Annotated in this window: 10 protein-coding genes; 3 read left to right on the forward strand and 7 right to left on the reverse strand. The window is 61.9% G+C overall.

Annotated features, from left to right (window positions below; translation table 11 throughout):
• Positions 1-37: 37 nt before the first annotated feature.
• Both ACQ4V8_RS12235 and ACQ4V8_RS12240 read right to left on the reverse strand, forming a co-directional pair.
• The gene (locus tag ACQ4V8_RS12235; RefSeq protein ID WP_436571545.1) at positions 38-1,594 is read right to left on the reverse strand and encodes an NAD(P)H-hydrate dehydratase; all 1,557 of its coding nucleotides are present in this window, start codon (positions 1,592-1,594) and stop codon (positions 38-40) included.
• A gap of 168 nt (positions 1,595-1,762) precedes the next feature.
• Entirely contained in the window at positions 1,763-2,704 is a 942-nt protein-coding gene (locus ACQ4V8_RS12240; RefSeq protein ID WP_070347279.1) for an AraC family transcriptional regulator, read from the reverse strand.
• A gap of 201 nt (positions 2,705-2,905) precedes the next feature.
• On the opposite strand from ACQ4V8_RS12240, the gene ACQ4V8_RS12245 reads away from it, so the two are divergent.
• Entirely contained in the window at positions 2,906-3,952 is a 1,047-nt protein-coding gene (locus ACQ4V8_RS12245; RefSeq protein ID WP_436571546.1) for an NAD(P)-dependent alcohol dehydrogenase, read from the forward strand.
• 295 nt (positions 3,953-4,247) lie between these two features.
• On the opposite strand, the gene ACQ4V8_RS12250 is transcribed toward ACQ4V8_RS12245, so the two are convergent.
• On the reverse strand, positions 4,248-5,138 hold the full coding sequence (locus tag ACQ4V8_RS12250; protein ID WP_436571547.1) for an alpha/beta hydrolase: 891 nt from the start codon (positions 5,136-5,138) through the stop codon (positions 4,248-4,250).
• Positions 5,139-5,265: 127 nt separating this feature from the next.
• Between ACQ4V8_RS12250 and ACQ4V8_RS12255 the strand changes: the two genes are divergently transcribed.
• Positions 5,266-8,463, forward strand: coding sequence for a PAS domain-containing protein (locus ACQ4V8_RS12255; RefSeq protein ID WP_436571548.1), 3,198 nt, complete (start codon positions 5,266-5,268; stop codon positions 8,461-8,463).
• 44 nt (positions 8,464-8,507) lie between these two features.
• Here the strand turns inward: ACQ4V8_RS12255 and ACQ4V8_RS12260 are convergent, their stop codons facing one another.
• The 4 genes from ACQ4V8_RS12260 to ACQ4V8_RS12275 form a co-directional block, all read right to left on the reverse strand.
• On the reverse strand, positions 8,508-9,698 hold the full coding sequence (locus ACQ4V8_RS12260; protein WP_070347416.1) for a hybrid sensor histidine kinase/response regulator: 1,191 nt from the start codon (positions 9,696-9,698) through the stop codon (positions 8,508-8,510).
• A 3-nt stretch (positions 9,699-9,701) separates the two neighbouring features.
• On the reverse strand, positions 9,702-10,574 hold the full coding sequence (locus ACQ4V8_RS12265; RefSeq protein ID WP_070347415.1) for a CheR family methyltransferase: 873 nt from the start codon (positions 10,572-10,574) through the stop codon (positions 9,702-9,704).
• Positions 10,574-14,050 carry a response regulator gene (locus ACQ4V8_RS12270; protein ID WP_436571571.1) on the reverse strand — a complete coding sequence of 1,159 codons (3,477 nt, stop codon included), beginning with the start codon at positions 14,048-14,050 and terminating at the stop codon, positions 10,574-10,576. The genes ACQ4V8_RS12265 and ACQ4V8_RS12270 overlap by 1 nt, the downstream gene beginning before the upstream one ends.
• A gap of 281 nt (positions 14,051-14,331) precedes the next feature.
• On the reverse strand, positions 14,332-15,669 hold the full coding sequence (locus tag ACQ4V8_RS12275) for an MFS transporter (protein WP_436571549.1): 1,338 nt from the start codon (positions 15,667-15,669) through the stop codon (positions 14,332-14,334).
• Positions 15,670-15,886: 217 nt separating this feature from the next.
• Between ACQ4V8_RS12275 and cyoA the strand changes: the two genes are divergently transcribed.
• On the forward strand, positions 15,887-16,870 hold the full coding sequence (gene cyoA, locus ACQ4V8_RS12280; protein ID WP_050855916.1) for a ubiquinol oxidase subunit II: 984 nt from the start codon (positions 15,887-15,889) through the stop codon (positions 16,868-16,870).
• Positions 16,871-16,939: the final 69 nt, after the last annotated feature.

Below are 16,939 nucleotides of genomic sequence, written 5' to 3' on the forward strand. Positions count from 1 at the left end.
GGGTCGGACCCGCAGGGTCTGACGCCAGTCAGCTGCGTCATTCAGCCTGCGACAGGGCATTGATCAGCTTGCGTATCGCCGGGATTAATTCTCCAGCTGTCAGGCCGATGGGGCCGTTGCCAGCGGCGACGAGCGCGTCGGCCGCCGCGCCATGCAGCCACACGGCGCCCACTGCCGCTTCCCATGCCGGCCAACCCTGCGCCAGCAGGCTGCCGCACAGGCCGGACAGCACGTCGCCCGTGCCGGCAGTGGCCAGGGCGGGGCCGCCCGTGTTATTGATGACGATGCCGCCATCGGGCGCGGCGATGAGCGTGCCGGAACCCTTGAGCACCACGATCACGCCCAGCTGCGCGGCCAGCTGGCGCGCCGCGCCCAGGCGGTCAGCCTGCACCTCGGCCAGCGTCATATCGAGCAAGCGGGCCGCTTCCAGCGGGTGCGGCGTCAATATCGTCGCCCCCGGACCCGTGCGCACGGCCAGGGCCGATTGCAGTTCCACTTCGGCTGCCATCAGGTTCAGCGCATCGGCGTCCAGCAGCAGTGCGCTGTCGCTCTCAAACGTGCGCTGCAGCAGCTCGACCATGTCGACGTCGTCGCCCAGGCCAGGCCCTGCCACCAGCGCGGCAAAGTGCAGGCCAGAGAAATCCACGTCCTGGGCGCGGCGACACATCAGTTCCGCTTGGCCGCTGTCGAACGCGGGTGGCGCGTCGGGAAATGCGATGTAGACGCGCCCCGCGCCCGCGTGCAGCGCCGTGCGGGCTGCCAGGATGGGTGCGCCCGCCATGCCTTGCGCGCCGCCGACGATGGCCACGCTGCCGTAACTGCCCTTGTGCGTATTATGACGTCGCCGCTGTAACTGGCGGGCGAACAGGTGCAGGCCGCTTAGCTGGGCTTTGGCCGGTGGCAGCAGGGAAGCATCGATGGCCAGCGCGGCCACTTCCACTTCGCCCGCATAATCGCGTCCGTTTGCCGTATGCAGGCCCGGCTTGTCGCCGATAAAGGTAAGCGTGTGCGTGGCGCAGATGGCGACGCCGTCGATGGCGCCCGTGTCCGCGTGCAAGCCACTGGGTACGTCGAGCGCCAGCACGGGGCATGCCAGCTCGTTGACCAGCTGCGCCATTGCGCGGCATTCGCCGGCCAAAGGGCGCGACGCGCCGATGCCGAACAGGCCATCGATGACCAGATGCCACTGCGCGCTGCCCACGACGGCCGAGGCCACGGTACTGGCCGCGTCCATGAAGCTCGCGGCGCTGTTACGCGCCCGGCTGAGCGCCTGTGCGCGCTCGGGCGAGGTGGCTTGCACCTCGCCCGCCAGCCATACGCGCACCTCGGTGCCGCTGTGGGCCAGGAGCGCGGCCGCTTCCAGCGCATCGCCGCCGTTGTCGCCGGGGCCGGCCAGCACCAGTACGCGCCGGTGCCCCGCGTTGCCGTCTTTCGTGGCGTGCAGCAGCTTGAGGGCGGCACTTGCGCCAGCCTGGCCGGCACGCTGCATCAGCAGCCCTTGCGGCAAGTCTTGCATGGCCGCTTGCTCGATGGCGCGCAGTTCGGCGATGCAATAGAGGGGAAGGGCGGTGCTGGCAAAGTCGTTCGAAGTCATGCTGCTTTCCTTTGTTAGTATGCCTTCAACATACGGCCTATCCGCGCGCAAGGCAAGGCGCGCACGCCTGAAAAGCGCCCCTGTCTAGCTAATGCCGTTCAGTAAGTGTTAGTGATGCTATTTCTAGCCAGGCGAGGTGTTCATCTGCGACACGTCGGGCCGGGGCGCTTACGCCAAGCCGGAATAGGCCATGCCGGCGCCGCTCAGCTGCGCCCGCACTTGGCCGACGTCGCGCATGGGCGCGCGGCCGAACTGGCGGCTGTATTCGCGGCTGAACTGCGATTCGCTGGCGTAGCCGACCCGGTAGCCTGCCGTGCCAGCGTCGATCTGCTCGACCAGCATCAATCGCCGCGCTTCTTGCAAGCGCAGCAGCTTCTGGTACTGCATCGGCGTCATGGCCGTAATTGCCTTGAAGTGGTGGTGTAGCGACGACATGCTCATGTTCGCCATGCTTGCCAGGTGCTCGATGCGCAGCGGCTGTGCGTAATGGTGCTTGATCCAGTCGATGGCTTGCCCCACCTGGTGCGACTGGCTGCTGCTCAGCGCCATGTGGCGCAGACGCGCGCCGACGGGGCCGTTCAGCAGGCGATAGGTCAGTTCGCGGCGAATCAAGGGCGCCAGCGCAGCGATTTCCTGCGGTTTGTCGAGCAGGCGCACGAGGCGCAGCATGGCGTCGAGCAGGTCGGGCGAGACGTCGCTGACGGAAATGCCGCGCGTGGCGGGAACGCCCTTTTGCGCTACCGCGCCGCCGTTGGCGCCCTCGCTGTCGAGCAACGCCGCCACGTCAACGATGTCGATACCCAGCACTACGCACAAATGCGGTTGTTCTTCGCTCGCTTGCGCCACGCGCACCTGCACCGGCAGGTCGACCGAGGTCAGCAGATACTGCATGCGGCTGTAATGGAAGGTTTCGCTGCCCAATGTGACGTCCTTCGCCCCTTGCGCGATGATGGCCACGCTGGGGCGCGCCGCATGGAACAGCGAGTCGGTGACGCACGACTGGCGGTGGAAGGTCAGATTGCCGATGGCGGTCGCGTAGTCGCCGTTGCGCGGCGCGTGGCGGCTGATCAGGGCGACGATTTCATCTTGTGGAGCGAGTGCTGTGGACATGGGTGTCAGTGTCAATGTTAATGTCAAGGTCATGAAGGGCAGGGCACGGCACGGCAGGAGCTGATCTTACGCAGATTTGGAGGATCGTGCAAAGGTCTTGCAGGATCGCGGTAACGGTGGCCGTCATTCTCAGGCACACTGCAAGCATCGCATGCGCAGCACGCGCCCCCTCGTCACACACCTATAGATACAGGAGATTTCATGACCACCATCGCCAAAGGCTACGCCGCACTGGGCCCCACCTCCACACTGCAACCGTTCACGTTCGAGCGCCGCGCCCCGCGCGCAGACGACGTGGCCATCTCGATCAAATACTGTGGCGTATGCCATTCCGACATCCATCAGGCACGCGACGAATGGGGCGGCGCTGCCTTCCCGATGGTGCCCGGCCATGAAATCGCCGGCGTCGTCACCGCCGTCGGCGCCAACGTCAGCAAGTTCAAGGTGGGCGACCATGTGGGCGTGGGCTGCTTCGTCGATTCCTGCACCACCTGCAAGACGCGCAACGTGGACCTGGAACAGTATATGCCAGGCCTGATCCAGACTTACAACGGCCTGGAAGCCGATGGCAAGACGGCCACTCAGGGCGGCTACTCGGACAGTATCGTCGTCAAGGAAGGTTATGTGCTGTCGATCCCCGACAACCTGCCGCTGGACGCTGCCGCGCCCTTGCTGTGCGCCGGCATCACGCTGTATTCGCCGCTCAAGCACTGGAAAGCCGGCCCTGGCAAGCAAGTCGCCATCCTGGGCATGGGTGGCCTGGGCCACATGGGTGTCAAGATAGCCCACGCCATGGGCGCCGAAGTGACGGTACTGAGCCAGACGCTGTCGAAGCGCGAAGACGGCCTGCGCCTGGGCGCCGACCACTACTACGCCACCAATGACGCGCAAACCTTCAGCGAGCTGGCCGGTACTTTTGATCTGATCATCTGCACGGTGGGTGCGTCGATCGACTGGAACCAGTACATCAACTTGCTGAAAGTCGATGGCAGCATGGTCATCGTCGGCATTCCCGACGGTGCCGTGCCGCCTATCAGCGCCTTCGGTTTGGTCGGCGCGCGGCGCAGCCTGTCGGGCTCCATGATAGGCTCGATCAAGGAAACCCAGGAAATGCTCGATTTCTGCGGCCAGCACAATATCGTCTCCGATATCGAGATCATCCGCATCCAGGATATCAATGAAGCGTTCGAGCGCGTCGTCAAGAGCGACGTGCGCTATCGCTTCGTGATCGACATGGCCTCTTTGTAAGTCCGAAAACCCCCGGGGCCTTGTCGCCCCGTCTTCTCATCGAAGCGCAATCGTGGACGATTGAGCTTGGATGCAGACTTTTCGGCGGACCCCGAAGTAGTGTTTTTTTTCTACCTTATCGTCCTGGTCGCCTATCTACAGCAGCTTGACGTAGCTTAGCCTAGCTGGACGCAAGCTGGACTCACTCTTTTTTGAGGCCCAGATGAAGGCGATTGTTGCGCAAAATATAGCGACCAAGCCTGCACGCCACCGATCGAACGCATGCGCGGCTCCAAGGAAGCGGACGACGGGCGCTTCATTTCGCCTCGATTCCCAGCATCTGTTTGATCACCGGTAAAATCATCTGCCACGCATTCGACGTGGCCGAGATCTCGTCGTAGTGGCTGGCGCCGGGTAAAATCAGCACTTGTGCCTGGTCGCCGGCCAAGTTGGCCCTGGCCGCATAGTCGTGCGCGACGCGCGGTGGCGAGATGGTGTCGAGCTCGCCGGTAGCGAGCACGGTGCGGCTGCCATTCGGTATCAGGTCGGCCGCGTTGGTGTCGCTGTAGATGTCGGGGCGCTCAGTACTGGCGCAGCCTGCCAATTGCTCGATGTCGCGTTCGCAGCTGCGCTTGATCAAATCGCGTTCGTGGCGCAGATCGGCCAGGCCGCCCAGGCTGAGGATATGCGGCACTGGCAAGTACTGGTCGCGGTACAGCGGACTATTCTTCGGCAGTTTTTCGCGCCCGGCGATCCATTGCACCAACTGGCCTCCGGCCGAGTGGCCCATGGCCATGATGCGCTTCACGTCGAGCTGGTACAGGGCGGCGTGCTGCTGCAGGCTGTCCAGCGCCGCGTGCATGTCTGCATAGGTGCCCGGATAGCCGCCGCCCGGCTCGTCGACCCGACGGTATTCCACATTCCAGACGGCAATGCCTTGCGCGGCGAGCGCGCCTGCCACGTTGCGCATCTGCTCGATACCGCCGAAGGCCAGCGTCCAGCAGCCGCCATGCACCAGTACGACGACGGGGAAAGGCCCGCTGCCTTCGGGCCGGAACAGCTGGGCGTATTGCGACGGCGCGCAGCCATACGCGATGCGCGCCGTGGGCGCGGGGCCGTCCAGGGCCAGGTAGTCGTCCAGGCTCATGGGCGCGACGACGGCGCCGTCGACGGAGGCGAGCAGGGCGGATGGCAAGAAGGTGGACATCGTTGGTTTCGCTTGAGAAGGGAACAATACTTTAGCATAGCGCCGCGTGGTCGCAGAACGCTGTTTTAGCTGGAAGAGGGCTGCCCCATGGTATATTTCGGGCATCAGTTTTCCCCTTGTCGACACGGTGCACGCAAACAACATTCTTTCCTTGCTGGACGCAGAGCATAGCGCGCTGGGCAATATCGCCGCAGGCACCGACTTGCCCCATGCGCTGGAACATTTGTTACTGGCGCTGCAAGACCTGGCCGAGGGCGGCGCACATGCCTGTCTCGTGCTGATCGATGACGCCGACCGCTTTTACGCTTTGTCGGCCCCTAGCCTGCCGCAAGACTTGTGTATGGCCGTGCGCCACGCCGGCGCAGAAGCTTCGCCGTTCGGCACGGCGGCCTTTTCCGGTGCGCCCGTGTATTGCGGCGACATCTCGCGCGACGCCCACTGGAGCGCGGGCCGCAAGGAAGCCATGCTGCATGGCTATCGCGCCTGCTGGGTCGCCCCCGTCTTCGGTGCCAAGGGGCATATCCTGGGCGTGCTGGGCCTGTTTTTCCAGGCCCCATGTTATCCCACGCAACCCGAAATCGAATTGCTGGTGTTGGCCGCGCGCGTGGCCGCGCATGTCATCGAGCGGGGCCAGCTGGAAAAAGCGCTGCACGATAGCGAGCAACACTTTCATTACGCCATCGAGCTGAACACGCAAGTGCTGTGGACGGCCGACCCCGACGGTAAGCTCGACTATGTGGCGCAGCGCTGGCGCGAATGGACCGGCTGCAGCGGCCTGGGCAGCAACTGGCTCGATGCCCTGCATACCGACGATGTGCCCCATTGTCTGGCGGCGTGGCGCGCATCGGTGGACAGCGGCCAGCCTTTCGACCAAGAGATGCGGGTGCGCTGGCAAAACGGTTTGTACCGCTGGGTGCATACACGCGCCTATTGCCGGCTCGACGCGCGCGGCCAGCCGGCGAAATGGTATGGCTCCTGCGAGGATATCGACCAGCACTGGCAGGCGCGCAATGCCTTGCTCGACAGTGAGGCGCAGTTCCGTTCGCTCGCCTCGGCCATGCCCAACCAGGCTTGGCTGGCGCATGGCAGCGGCGCCACCTATTGGGTCAATGAACAGGTGTGCGAATATACGGGGCAGTCGATGAAGTCCCTGGTCTCCAGCGGCTTTCGCCACTGCATGCATCCGGACGACGTGCAGGCCATGCAGCAAAGCTGGGAACGGGCCGTTGCCACGGCCAGCGCTTACGAATACGAGTTCCGCATGCGCCGCGCCAGCGACGGCGCCTACCGCTGGTTCCTGGCACGCGCCTTGCCGTTGTTCGACGAGACAGGCACGGTGCTGCGCTGGGTGGGCACGAATACCGACGTGCAGGAGCAGAAAAACGTGCTGGAAAAGATGGCCTACCTCAATTCCTCGCTGGAAGTGGAAATGGCCAACCGTACGGCGGACCGCGACCGCATGTGGCGGCTGTCGACCGACATCATGCTGGTGGCCGACCTGGCCGGCATGATTATCGCTGTCAATCCCGCCTGGAGTGAAATCCTCGAACGTCCTGAAATCGAATCGCTGGGCATGGATTTCATCAGCCTCGTGCATCCCGATGACCGCATGGCGGCTTTGCAGGATTTGTCGCGCCTGGCCCATGGCGCGCCCACCTTGCGCATGGAAAACCGCTACCGGCGCCGCGATGGCGGCTACCGCTGGATTTCCTGGACGGCCGTGCCAGCGCAAAAGCTGATCCACGCCATCGGCCGCGATGTCACCGATGAAAAGGAGGCGCGCTTGGCGCTGATGCGCAGCGAGCAAGCGTTATTGCAGGCGCAAAAACTGGAATCGATAGGCAAGCTGACCGGTGGCGTGGCCCACGATTTTAATAACGTGCTGCAAATCATTTCCGGCAATTTGCAGCTGCTGAAACTGACGGTGGCCGACAATCCGCAGGCGGCCAGGCGACTCGATTCGGCCGCCTCGGCCGTCGAGCGTGGCGCCAAACTGTCATCGCAACTGCTGGCCTTTGCGCGGCGTCAACCGTTGAAGCCGCTGGTGACGGACCTGGGCAGCTTGCTGCGCCGCATGCACGAGTTGATCCGCCGCGCCCTGGGCGAAGCGGTCAGCGAAGAAACCTTCATCAGCGAGGGCTTGTGGCATACCTTGGTCGACCCGAACCAGATGGAAAACGTGCTGCTGAACATGGCCATCAATGCGCGCGACGCGATGCAGGGGGGCGGACGCCTTACTTTTACCTTGAGCAACGTCACCCTCGATGCCGCCTACGCCAGCCTGCATGCCGATGTGCTCGAAGGGCAATACGTGCTGCTGACCATTACTGACACGGGCCATGGCATGGAGCGCGACGTGATCGACCAGATTTTCGAGCCCTTCTTTACCACCAAGCGCGAAGGCGATGGCACGGGCCTGGGCCTGTCCATGGCCTACGGCTTCATCCGCCAGAGCGCGGGCCACATCAAGGTGCACAGCGCGCCGGGTGCCGGCACAACCTTCAAAATATATCTGCCGCGTTCGCTGGAAAAGCTGGCCGAGCCGCCAGCGGGCCTGACGGGGCCTGTACTGGGCGGCAGCGAGACCATCCTCGTGGTGGAGGATGATGCTCCCGTGCAACATACTGTCGTTGACATGCTGCGCGGCCTGGGCTACGACGTGCTGCATGCGGACGATGGCGCCTCGGCACTGGCCCTGCTGGGCACGGGCGTGGCCATCGACCTGCTGTTTACGGACGTGGTCATGCCTGGCCCTGTCAGCAGCAAGGAGCTGGCGCAGCAAGCCCGGCTGTTGCTGCCGGAACTGGCCGTGTTGTTTACCTCAGGCTATACGCACAATGCCATCATGCAAGGTGGCCGGCTGGATCCGGGCGTAGAGCTGTTGAGTAAGCCTTATCGGCGCGAAGACTTGGCGCGGCGCATCCGCCACCTGCTGGCCGACCGCCGCCTGGTGGGCGCGCCCGATCCGTCGGGACGGCGCATCTTGCTGGTAGAAGACAACGACGATGCGCGTGAAATGACGACGGAAATGCTCAATATGCTCGGCCATACCGTGCATGCCGTGGCCAGCGCCGAGGCGGCCTTGCCCCTGCTGGCCATGCCTGGCCTGGACGTGCTGGTGACCGACATCAGTCTGCCCACCATGTCCGGCCTGGAACTGGCGCGCCATGCGCGTGTGCATTGGCCGCAACTGGACGTGGTGTTTGCGTCAGGGCACGACTGGGGCGCCAGCCTGATGCAGGACGCCAGCGCGCGTTTCCTGCGCAAACCATTTGGCCTGGAAGAATTGGCTGGCGCACTGAAGACGCGCCGGCGCGACGCGTAGTCGGCTGGCGGCAGTGTGCTTACAGTGCGCTTATCTTGTCTGCCTCAGCTTCCAGACAGCGGCAGGGTGACGCTGAACAGGGCGCCGTTGCCGGGCGCGCTTTGCACAGTGATGGCACCGCCATGCGCGTCCACCAACTGCTTGGTAATGAACAGGCCCAGGCCCAGGCCGCCCGTGTGGTCTTGGTGCATGACGCGCTCGAAGGCGTCGAAGATGCGTTCCTGGTCGCGCGCACTGATGCCGATGCCATGGTCGCGCACTTCGATGATGGCGCTGTTCTGCGTGCGCGCGAGGCTGATTTCGACCGGCTGGCCCTGGCCATAGCGCAAGGCATTACTGATCAGGTTCACAACGATCTGTTCCACGCGGAAGACATCCCAGTTACCGTCGATGGGTTCGAATGCCAGCACTTCGAGCACGCTGCCCGTGGCCGCTGCACATGCGCCCAGGTCGTCTGCCACGCGGCGCACCAGGCCGACCAGGTCGACCGCTACGCGGCGGATCGACAGCTTGCCGCTGCTGATGCGCGACACATCGAGCATGTCGTCGATCAGGCGCACCATGCTGCGGATTTGCCGCCCGTCGCGCGCCACCATCTTGTTGAGCTTATCCGGTTCGAAGGCGGCGAGATTGCCCCGTTCCAGGTTGACGGTGCGCATCTGTGTTTCCAGGAACAAGGTATTCAAGGGCGTGCGCAGCTCGTGCGCCACCATGGACATAAATTCGTCGCGCAGGCGCAGCGAGCGTTGCAGCTCTGCCTGGGTGACGCGTAATTGTTTTAATAACGCTTCCTGCTGCTGACGGCTGTGTTCGAGCGCCTGCACCTGGCGCCGCGTCTCGCTGCGCTGCTGGTGCAGTGCCACGAAGACGTTGACCTTGCTTTGCACGGCATTGATGTCGAGCGGCTTATGCAGGAAGTCGACGGCGCCGCTTTCATAGCCCTGGAAAGCGAAATTCATTTCCTTGCCGGCCGCGGTGACGAAGACGATGGGAATATGGCGCGTTTTTTCCGTGCCGCGCATCAATTGCGCCAACTCAAAACCATCCATTTCCGGCATTTGCACGTCGAGGATGGCCAGCGCGAAATCGTGCTCGAGCAGCAGGGTCAGCGCTTCTTCGCCGGACGATGCCTGGTAGACACTGCGGTCGCTCTCGCGGATCAGGGCATTGAGCGCGCGCAGGTTTTCCGGCAAGTCGTCGACGATAAGCAGTTTGGTACTTGTTTCAATTGTCATGTTTCATTCCTGGCATGGCCATGCCGTGCAGCGTAATGGGGGGGCGGCGTGCGACAGCGCACGCTTGCGGTAGAGCTTTTCGGCGCCCGGCAATGGGTCGAAGCCGACGGCAAAGCGCGTGAAATGGGTACTTTCCTTGCTGCCCAGGCCGAGGAAGCCGCGATGGCACAGCGCGTCGTGGAACAAACCCAGAGCGCGTTCCTGCAAGGTTTTATTGAAGTAAATCAACACGTTGCGGCATAAAATCAATTGCGCTTCAATAAAGACACTGTCCGTGGACAGGCTGTGGTCGGCAAAGTTGATCCTGTCGAGCAGGCGCTGGTCGAACTGCGCGGTAGCATGCTCGACCGTGTAGTAATCGGCCAGCCGGCCCAGGCCGCCGGCAGCCAGGTAGTTGTCGCCATAGTCGGACAGGCGCTGCAGCCGATAGGCGCCGCGCGCGGCCGTGGCCAGCGCTTGCGGATTGATGTCGGTGGCGTAAATTGTGCTGCGCTCAAGCAAGCCTTCCTCGTGCAGCACGATGGCCAGCGACAGCGCTTCCTCGCCCGTGCAGCAACCGGCCACCCAGATCGTCGGCGATGGATAGGTTTTCAGCACGGGTACCACGTGTTGGCGCACGGCGAGGAAAAAAGCCGGGTCGCGAAACATTTGCGTGACTGGCACGGTCAACATCTGCAACAGCTTGCCAAAAGCGGCAGGGTCGTCCAGCACCAGTTGCTGCAGGGCAGGCAAGTCCGCGCAAGCGAAGCGCTCTAGCGCCTGGTTCAGGCGACGCCGCTGCGAGGGCAGGGAATAGTTGCGAAAATCATAGCTGTAGCGCTGACAGATCGCCTCCATCAGTGCATGCAGTTGCGTGTCCGTGGTATGCAGGGGCATCAGATGCGTTCCATTTTAGGCATCCACACGCGCAGCAGCGAATACAAACGGTCCAGGTCAATCGGCTTGGCCAGGTAATCGGAGGCGCCCGCCTGCAGGCATTCTTCCTGGTCATTTTTCATGGCCTTGGCGGTAATGGCGATGATGGGCAGTTTGTTATAGCGGCCATCGGCGCGGATCAGCCGCGTCGCTTCCAGGCCATCCATGCCGGGCATCATGACATCCATTAACACCAGATCGATATCGTCCACGCTGTTGAGCTTGCTGATGGCTTCGAAGCCGTTGCGGCCAATTTCCACCACCACGCCTTTCTGCTCCAGCGCATTCGTCAGCGCAAAGATGTTGCGCACATCGTCATCGACCAGCAAAATCTTGCGTCCCTCAAACACGCGTTCGCGGCTGCGCACCTGCTGCAGCATGCCCTGGCGCTCGCTCGACAGTTCCGATTCCACCTTGTGCAGGAATAAGGTCACTTCGTCGAGCAGGCGCTCGGGCGAGCGGGCGCCCTTGATGATGATGGAGCGTGAATACTTCATCAGATCCGCCTCTTCCTCGCGGCTCAAGTTGCGGCCCGTGTAGACGATAACGGGCGGGAACGAACACAGTTCTTCATGTTCCATGCGCTCGAGCAATTCGTTACCCTCGATATCGGGCAGTTTCAAGTCGATGATCATGCAGTCGAAAATCTGTGTCTTCAGTAATTCCAGCGCCTGCTCGCCCAGCGCCACGGCGGTGATTTCCACGTCGTCATCGCTGATCAGGTGGACCACGCTTTCGCGCTGGCGTTGATCGTCCTCGACCAGCAAGATGCGCTTCATCTTTTGCGTGAACTTCGACTCGAGCTTGCGGAACACTTCCTTCAACTGCTCGCGCGTGCGCGGCTTGGTGGCATAACCGACGGCGCCCAGTTGCATGGCTTCCTGGATCTGGTCATTGCCGGACACGATGTGCACCGGAATGTGGCGTGTCAGCGGGTTTTCCTTCAACTGCTGCAACACCAGCAAGCCCGGGCGGTCGGGCAAGCCCATGTCGAGCAGGATGGCATCGGGCAGGAATTGTTGCGCCAGTCGTAAGCCTTCGTCGGCGCCATGGGCCACCAGGCAGCGGTATTGCATTTCATGCGCGAGCTCGAACAGGATGCCGGCAAACGCCGGTTCATCCTCGATCACCAACACGGAACGCTGGCCGGTCTTGCCGGCTGCCACGCTGTTGCGGTCGTCGAGGAAGGTGGCTAACGGGACGGGCTGGACGGCGGGCGTTGCCCTGGGCGGCGTGGCGCTGATTTGTGCAGGCTGCTGCTGCTGCTGCTGCTGCGTCATTGTCGCCACACGTTCCGGCATGACCGCCGGCAGCAGCAAGGAAAACGTGCTGCCCTGGCTTGGCGTGCTGGTCAGCTCGATGCTGCCGCCCAGCAAGGCTGCCAGGTCGCGCGAGATTGACAGGCCCAGGCCCGTGCCGCCATAGCGGCGGCTGGTGGTGCCGTCGGCCTGGTGGAAGGCGTCGAACACTTTTTGCTGCTGCTCAGTGGCGATGCCGATGCCGGTATCTTGCACCTGGAAGCGTACCTGGCCGGCCGCATCGGTGCTGACGTGCAAGGACACCGTGCCGGTATCGGTAAATTTGATGGCGTTCGACAACAGGTTTTTCAAGATTTGCTCCAGGCGCTGGCGGTCGCTGAGCAACGACGGCGGCGCGTCCGGCGCGACGCTCGTAGTGAAAACGAGTTTCTTTTGCTGCGCCTGGGCGCCAAACAGCATCTTCATGCTGCTGAGCAGTTCGTCGAAGGGCACGGCTGCCGGCGTCAATTCCAGCTTGCCCGCTTCGACCTTGGAAATGTCGAGGATATCGTTGATAAGGCTCAATAAATCGTTGCCGGCCGAATAAATGGTTTGCGCAAACGTCACTTGTTCCGGCGTCAGGTTGCCGCTGGTGTTGTCTGACAGCAGCTTGGACAGGATCAGCGAGCTGTTCAGCGGCGTGCGCAGCTCGTGCGACATATTTGCCAGGAATTCCGATTTATAGCGGCTGGCCCGCTGCAGCTCTTCGGCGCGCGCCTCGAGCTGGGCATGTGCCTGGACGATGGCCATGTTTTTCTGGTCCAGCGACAGCGCCTGCACGGCCAGTTGCTGATTCGACTGTTCCAGCGCCGCCTTTTGCTCTTCCAGGTGGGCTTGCGACTGTTCCAGCACGCGCGACTGCTCGCCCAGCTCCTCGTTAGCGGTGCGCAATTCTTCCTGCTGCACTTCCAGCTCTTCATTCAGTTGCTGGGTTTCTTCCAGCACGTTTTGCAGGCGCTGGCGGTACAGGGCCGCTTCCAGCGAGGTGCCGACATTGGCGGCAATCAGGTTCAGCCATTGCTTGGCACGGGCGCTGACGCGATGCGTAAAGCCCAGTTCGATGACGCCGTTGACGATGCCTTCATTGCTGACTGGCACCAGGATCAGTTCCAGCGGCGTGCCGCTGCCCAGGCTCGATGTCACGCTCAGATAATTGTCGGGTACTTGCTGCACATGCTTGAGGCGTTTTTCTCGCGCTGTCTCGCCCACCAGGCCTTCGCCCAGCTTGATCACCTGCTTGTCCTGCACGCCCTGTTGCCTGAAGCCGTATACGGCCGTGCGACGCAGACTACCATCGTCGTCGACGACGTACAGGGTGGCCACGGCCACGTCGAGCCGGTGGGCGAGGAAATCGAGCACGTGCCGCCCCAGTTGCTGCAGGCCTAGCTGGCCGCTGGTGTGAGCCGCCAATTCGGTCTGCCCCGTGCGCAGCCAGGCTTGCTCCTGCAGCACGTCGTTGTCCTTGCCGCGCTGTTCGAGCGCATCGTTGTAGATGTCGGATAGACGCAGCAGTTCGCGCCGTCCCAAATAGGCCAGCAAGCCGGACATGCCCAGGCTGAGGACGAGGAATACCAGTACGGCGAGTATGGTGCGGCTCTCGGCAGTATCGGCGCGTTCCTGGCGCAAGCGCTGCTCCATGGACAGGAAGGTAAGAAAATCGCGGCGAATTTCATCAAACTCCAGCTTGCCTTCACCCTGGCGCACGCGTGCGAGAAATTCCTGGTTGCTGCGGCGTTGCGCGATCACGCTCTCGGCGTATTCCATCCACTGTTTTTGCAGCGCGCGGATGCGCCGCAAACGATCGACCTGGATGGCGCTGTCGGAGACCAGGTCGAGCAGGGTAGTCATTTCGACGCTGATTTTTGCCTTGCCCGATTTGTACGGGGCCAAAAACGTTTCATCGCCCGTCAGCAGGTAGCCGCGCATGCCCGTTTCCAGGTCGACCGACAACTTCATGACCTCGTTTGCATTACCGATCACCCGTTCGGAATGCTCGACCGAGCGCAGCGCCGAGAGCAGGTAGGCGATCAGGCCGACAAACACGAGCGCCGTGACGACCCCGATGACCAGCGGCAAGGTCACGTTACGGGCGAGGATGCGGCGAAAGCTGAAGGAATCGATCGGGGTTTTGGTATTCATCATATCCATATAAGGCTTAAGGCTGGCGCGAAAAGCAATTTTAATTGAAAAGCAATTTTTTTGCGTTCAAACAAAGCGTGCGCCAGCATAACAGCCTGGCGCTGGATCGCCTGCTCGCAAGGCGCTGCAAGGCGTTGCAAAGTGCGCTAGCGTACAGTTGAAATGTGAAACATGGCTAACCCCTGCCGAAACAGAGCATGTATAGCCGTGAGCGCTCTGGTATAAAAAAAGCGCCGGACGAATCCGGCGCTGTGTGCTTGCAACTGCTGCAGCGACGGGTATCAGTCGCGAATTTCCAGCGCCCGGTTCAGGCTCAGGGCAGCGAGCGAGGCGACGGCGCCCGACAGCAGGTAGAAGCTGACATAGGCCAGGCCGAAGTTGGCCGACAGGCCCAGCGCCACCAGCGGGGCGAAGCCGGCACCGACCAGCCAGGCCAGATCGGATGTCAGGGCCGCGCCCGTGTAGCGGAAGCGGGCAGGGAAGTTGGCCGTCACGGCGCCCGCTGCCTGGCCGTAGGACAAGCCCAGCAGGCTGAAGCCGACCAGGATGAACACGTCCTGGCCGGCATTGCCACCGCCCATCAGGGTCGGCACGAATGCGCTAAAGACAGCGATCAGCACGGCCAGCACGGCCAGGGTCGTGCGACGGCCCACTCTATCGGCCAGCAAGCCGGAGATCACCACGCCGATGGCGGCCAGCACGGCGCCCAGCATTTGCACTTGCAGGAAGTCCGAGGCCGAACGCGTCTGGTAGACGGAAATCCAGGACAATGGGAACACGGTGACCAGGTGGAACAGGGCGTAGCTGGCCAGCGCTGCCAGGGCGCCGATCAGCACGTTACGGCCCTGGCCGCGGCTCATTTCAAGTATGCTCACCGGTTGCAGTTCGCGTTCATCGAGCAGGCGTGCATATTCCGGCGTCGACACCAGGCGCAGGCGGGCAAACAGGGCGACGACGTTGATCGCGAAAGCCACATAGAAAGGATAGCGCCAACCCCAGTCGAGGAAGTCTTCATCGCTCAGGTTGACCAACATGAAGCAGAACAAGCCGGCGGCGATCAGGAAGCCGAAGGGTGCGCCCAGTTGGCCCAGCATGGCGTACCAGCCGCGCTTGTTTTCTGGCGCATTCAGGGCCAGCAGCGATGGCAGGCCGTCCCACGAACCACCGAGCGCCACGCCCTGGCCGATACGCAGCACGGACAGCCAGATAATGGCAGCAAAGCCCAGGTGGGCATAGGTCGGCAGGAAGGCGATGCCGGCCGTCGACACGCCCAGCAGGAAGAGCGCCAGCGTCAGCTTGGCGCTGCGTCCCATGCGGCGCTGAATCTCCATGAAGATCAGGGTGCCGAACGGCCGGGCGATGAAGGCAAACGAGAAAATCAGGAAGGCATATAATGTGCCCTCGAGGCGTTCTTCAAACGGAAAGAAGACGCGCGGAAACACTAGCACCGAGGCGATGGCGTAGACGAAGAAGTCAAAGTATTCGGAAGCGCGGCCGATGATCACGCCGACGGCGATCTCACCGGGGTCGATATGTGAGTCGACTGTGGCTTTCCCGCTGGCATTGTGCGGGGAGGAGTCGGCGGGTACATTCCCGCTGTGTATGTGTGTGCTGGACATGATGATCGTCTCCAATATAGTTTCGACTTAGGCCAACGCGTAACATACTCCAGGTGTCTCACGCCCGGAGTAGGACTATGTGATAGATAGTTGTAGGAAAAGTCCGCAAATACCTATCAAAAGTCCGAGCAAGGGGGTAGGACAAAACGTCCAATTGCCAACGCGTTCCAGTGAGAATACAGTAACATATCTTCATCCCCTGTACTGGACTTTCCTGATGTTTTCATTAAAAGTTAGTCGCGGACTGCCTCTCTTACCTCTCGCATTGTTGGCTGGTTGCAATACGGTGGTACTGAACCCGTCCGGTGACATCGCAGTTCAGCAAGGCAATCTGATTGTCATTTCGACATTGCTGATGCTGTTGATTATCGTTCCGGTAATCGCCCTGACCCTGCTTTTCGCATGGCGCTATAGAAAAAACAATACCGCGGCCAAATACGAGCCGGACTGGGACCACTCGACTCGCCTCGAGCTGATCATCTGGGGCGCGCCCCTGCTGATCATTATTGTGCTGGGCCTGCTGACCTGGATCAGTACCCACACCCTCGATCCTTATCGCCCACTGAGCCGTATCGACGCCAATCGCCCGATTCCTGCCAGCCACAAGCCGATGATCGTCGAAGTGGTGGCGCTGGACTGGAAATGGCTGTTCATTTATCCCGAGCAAGGCATCGCTTCCGTGAATGAACTGTATGCACCCGTCGATCGTCCGATCCGCTTCAAGATCACCGCCTCGTCCGTCATGAACTCGTTCTTTATCCCCGCACTGGCAGGTCAGATCTATGCCATGCCGGGCATGGAAACGCAATTGAATGCCGTCATCAACAAGCCTGGCGTATTCAAGGGTTTCTCGGCGAACTACAGTGGTGCCGGTTTCTCGGGCATGCACTTCAAGTTCCACGGCGTGAATGATGCAGACTTCGACAAATGGGTGGCATCGGCACGTGCCGGTGGCGGCGCGCTGAACCGCGACGACTACCTGTCGCTGGCCCAGCCAAGCGAACGCGACCCGGTACGTCGTTTTAGCGCCGTACCTAGCGATCTGTATAAGGCAATTTTGAACCGTACCATCGTGTCCGACGCCCTATGTGTAACGCCGGTCGAACCATATAAATTGACGATGGCAAATAGCCCGGTAGCGGCCGTAACGGCAGTAGTCGCTAGCGATGTAGTAGTTGAAAAGGGTGTTCAAGCCAAGTAACGATTGCATGAATCCCGCAGCGCATTGCGTTGTAGATATTGGCGCCGTTTGCCAGGCGCCTCCCTTTTT

This window comes from Janthinobacterium paucivorans, assembly GCF_051380805.1.
Lineage (GTDB): Bacteria > Pseudomonadota > Gammaproteobacteria > Burkholderiales > Burkholderiaceae_D > Janthinobacterium > Janthinobacterium lividum_D.

What these genes read in the sequence shown, in the direction of transcription:
- ACQ4V8_RS12250 (WP_436571547.1), bottom strand. Translation starts at nt 5,138, where the DNA reads ATGTCCACCTTCTTGCCATCCGCCCTGCTCGCCTCCGTCGACGGCGCC.
- ACQ4V8_RS12240 (WP_070347279.1), bottom strand. Translation starts at nt 2,704, where the DNA reads ATGTCCACAGCACTCGCTCCACAAGATGAAATCGTCGCCCTGATCAGC.
- ACQ4V8_RS12275 (WP_436571549.1), bottom strand. Translation starts at nt 15,669, where the DNA reads ATGTCCAGCACACACATACACAGCGGGAATGTACCCGCCGACTCCTCC.
- ACQ4V8_RS12270 (WP_436571571.1), bottom strand. Translation starts at nt 14,050, where the DNA reads ATGAATACCAAAACCCCGATCGATTCCTTCAGCTTTCGCCGCATCCTC.
- ACQ4V8_RS12245 (WP_436571546.1), top strand. Translation starts at nt 2,906, where the DNA reads ATGACCACCATCGCCAAAGGCTACGCCGCACTGGGCCCCACCTCCACA.
- ACQ4V8_RS12265 (WP_070347415.1), bottom strand. Translation starts at nt 10,574, where the DNA reads ATGCCCCTGCATACCACGGACACGCAACTGCATGCACTGATGGAGGCG.
- ACQ4V8_RS12235 (WP_436571545.1), bottom strand. Translation starts at nt 1,594, where the DNA reads ATGACTTCGAACGACTTTGCCAGCACCGCCCTTCCCCTCTATTGCATC.
- cyoA (WP_050855916.1), top strand. Translation starts at nt 15,887, where the DNA reads ATGTTTTCATTAAAAGTTAGTCGCGGACTGCCTCTCTTACCTCTCGCA.
- ACQ4V8_RS12260 (WP_070347416.1), bottom strand. Translation starts at nt 9,698, where the DNA reads ATGACAATTGAAACAAGTACCAAACTGCTTATCGTCGACGACTTGCCG.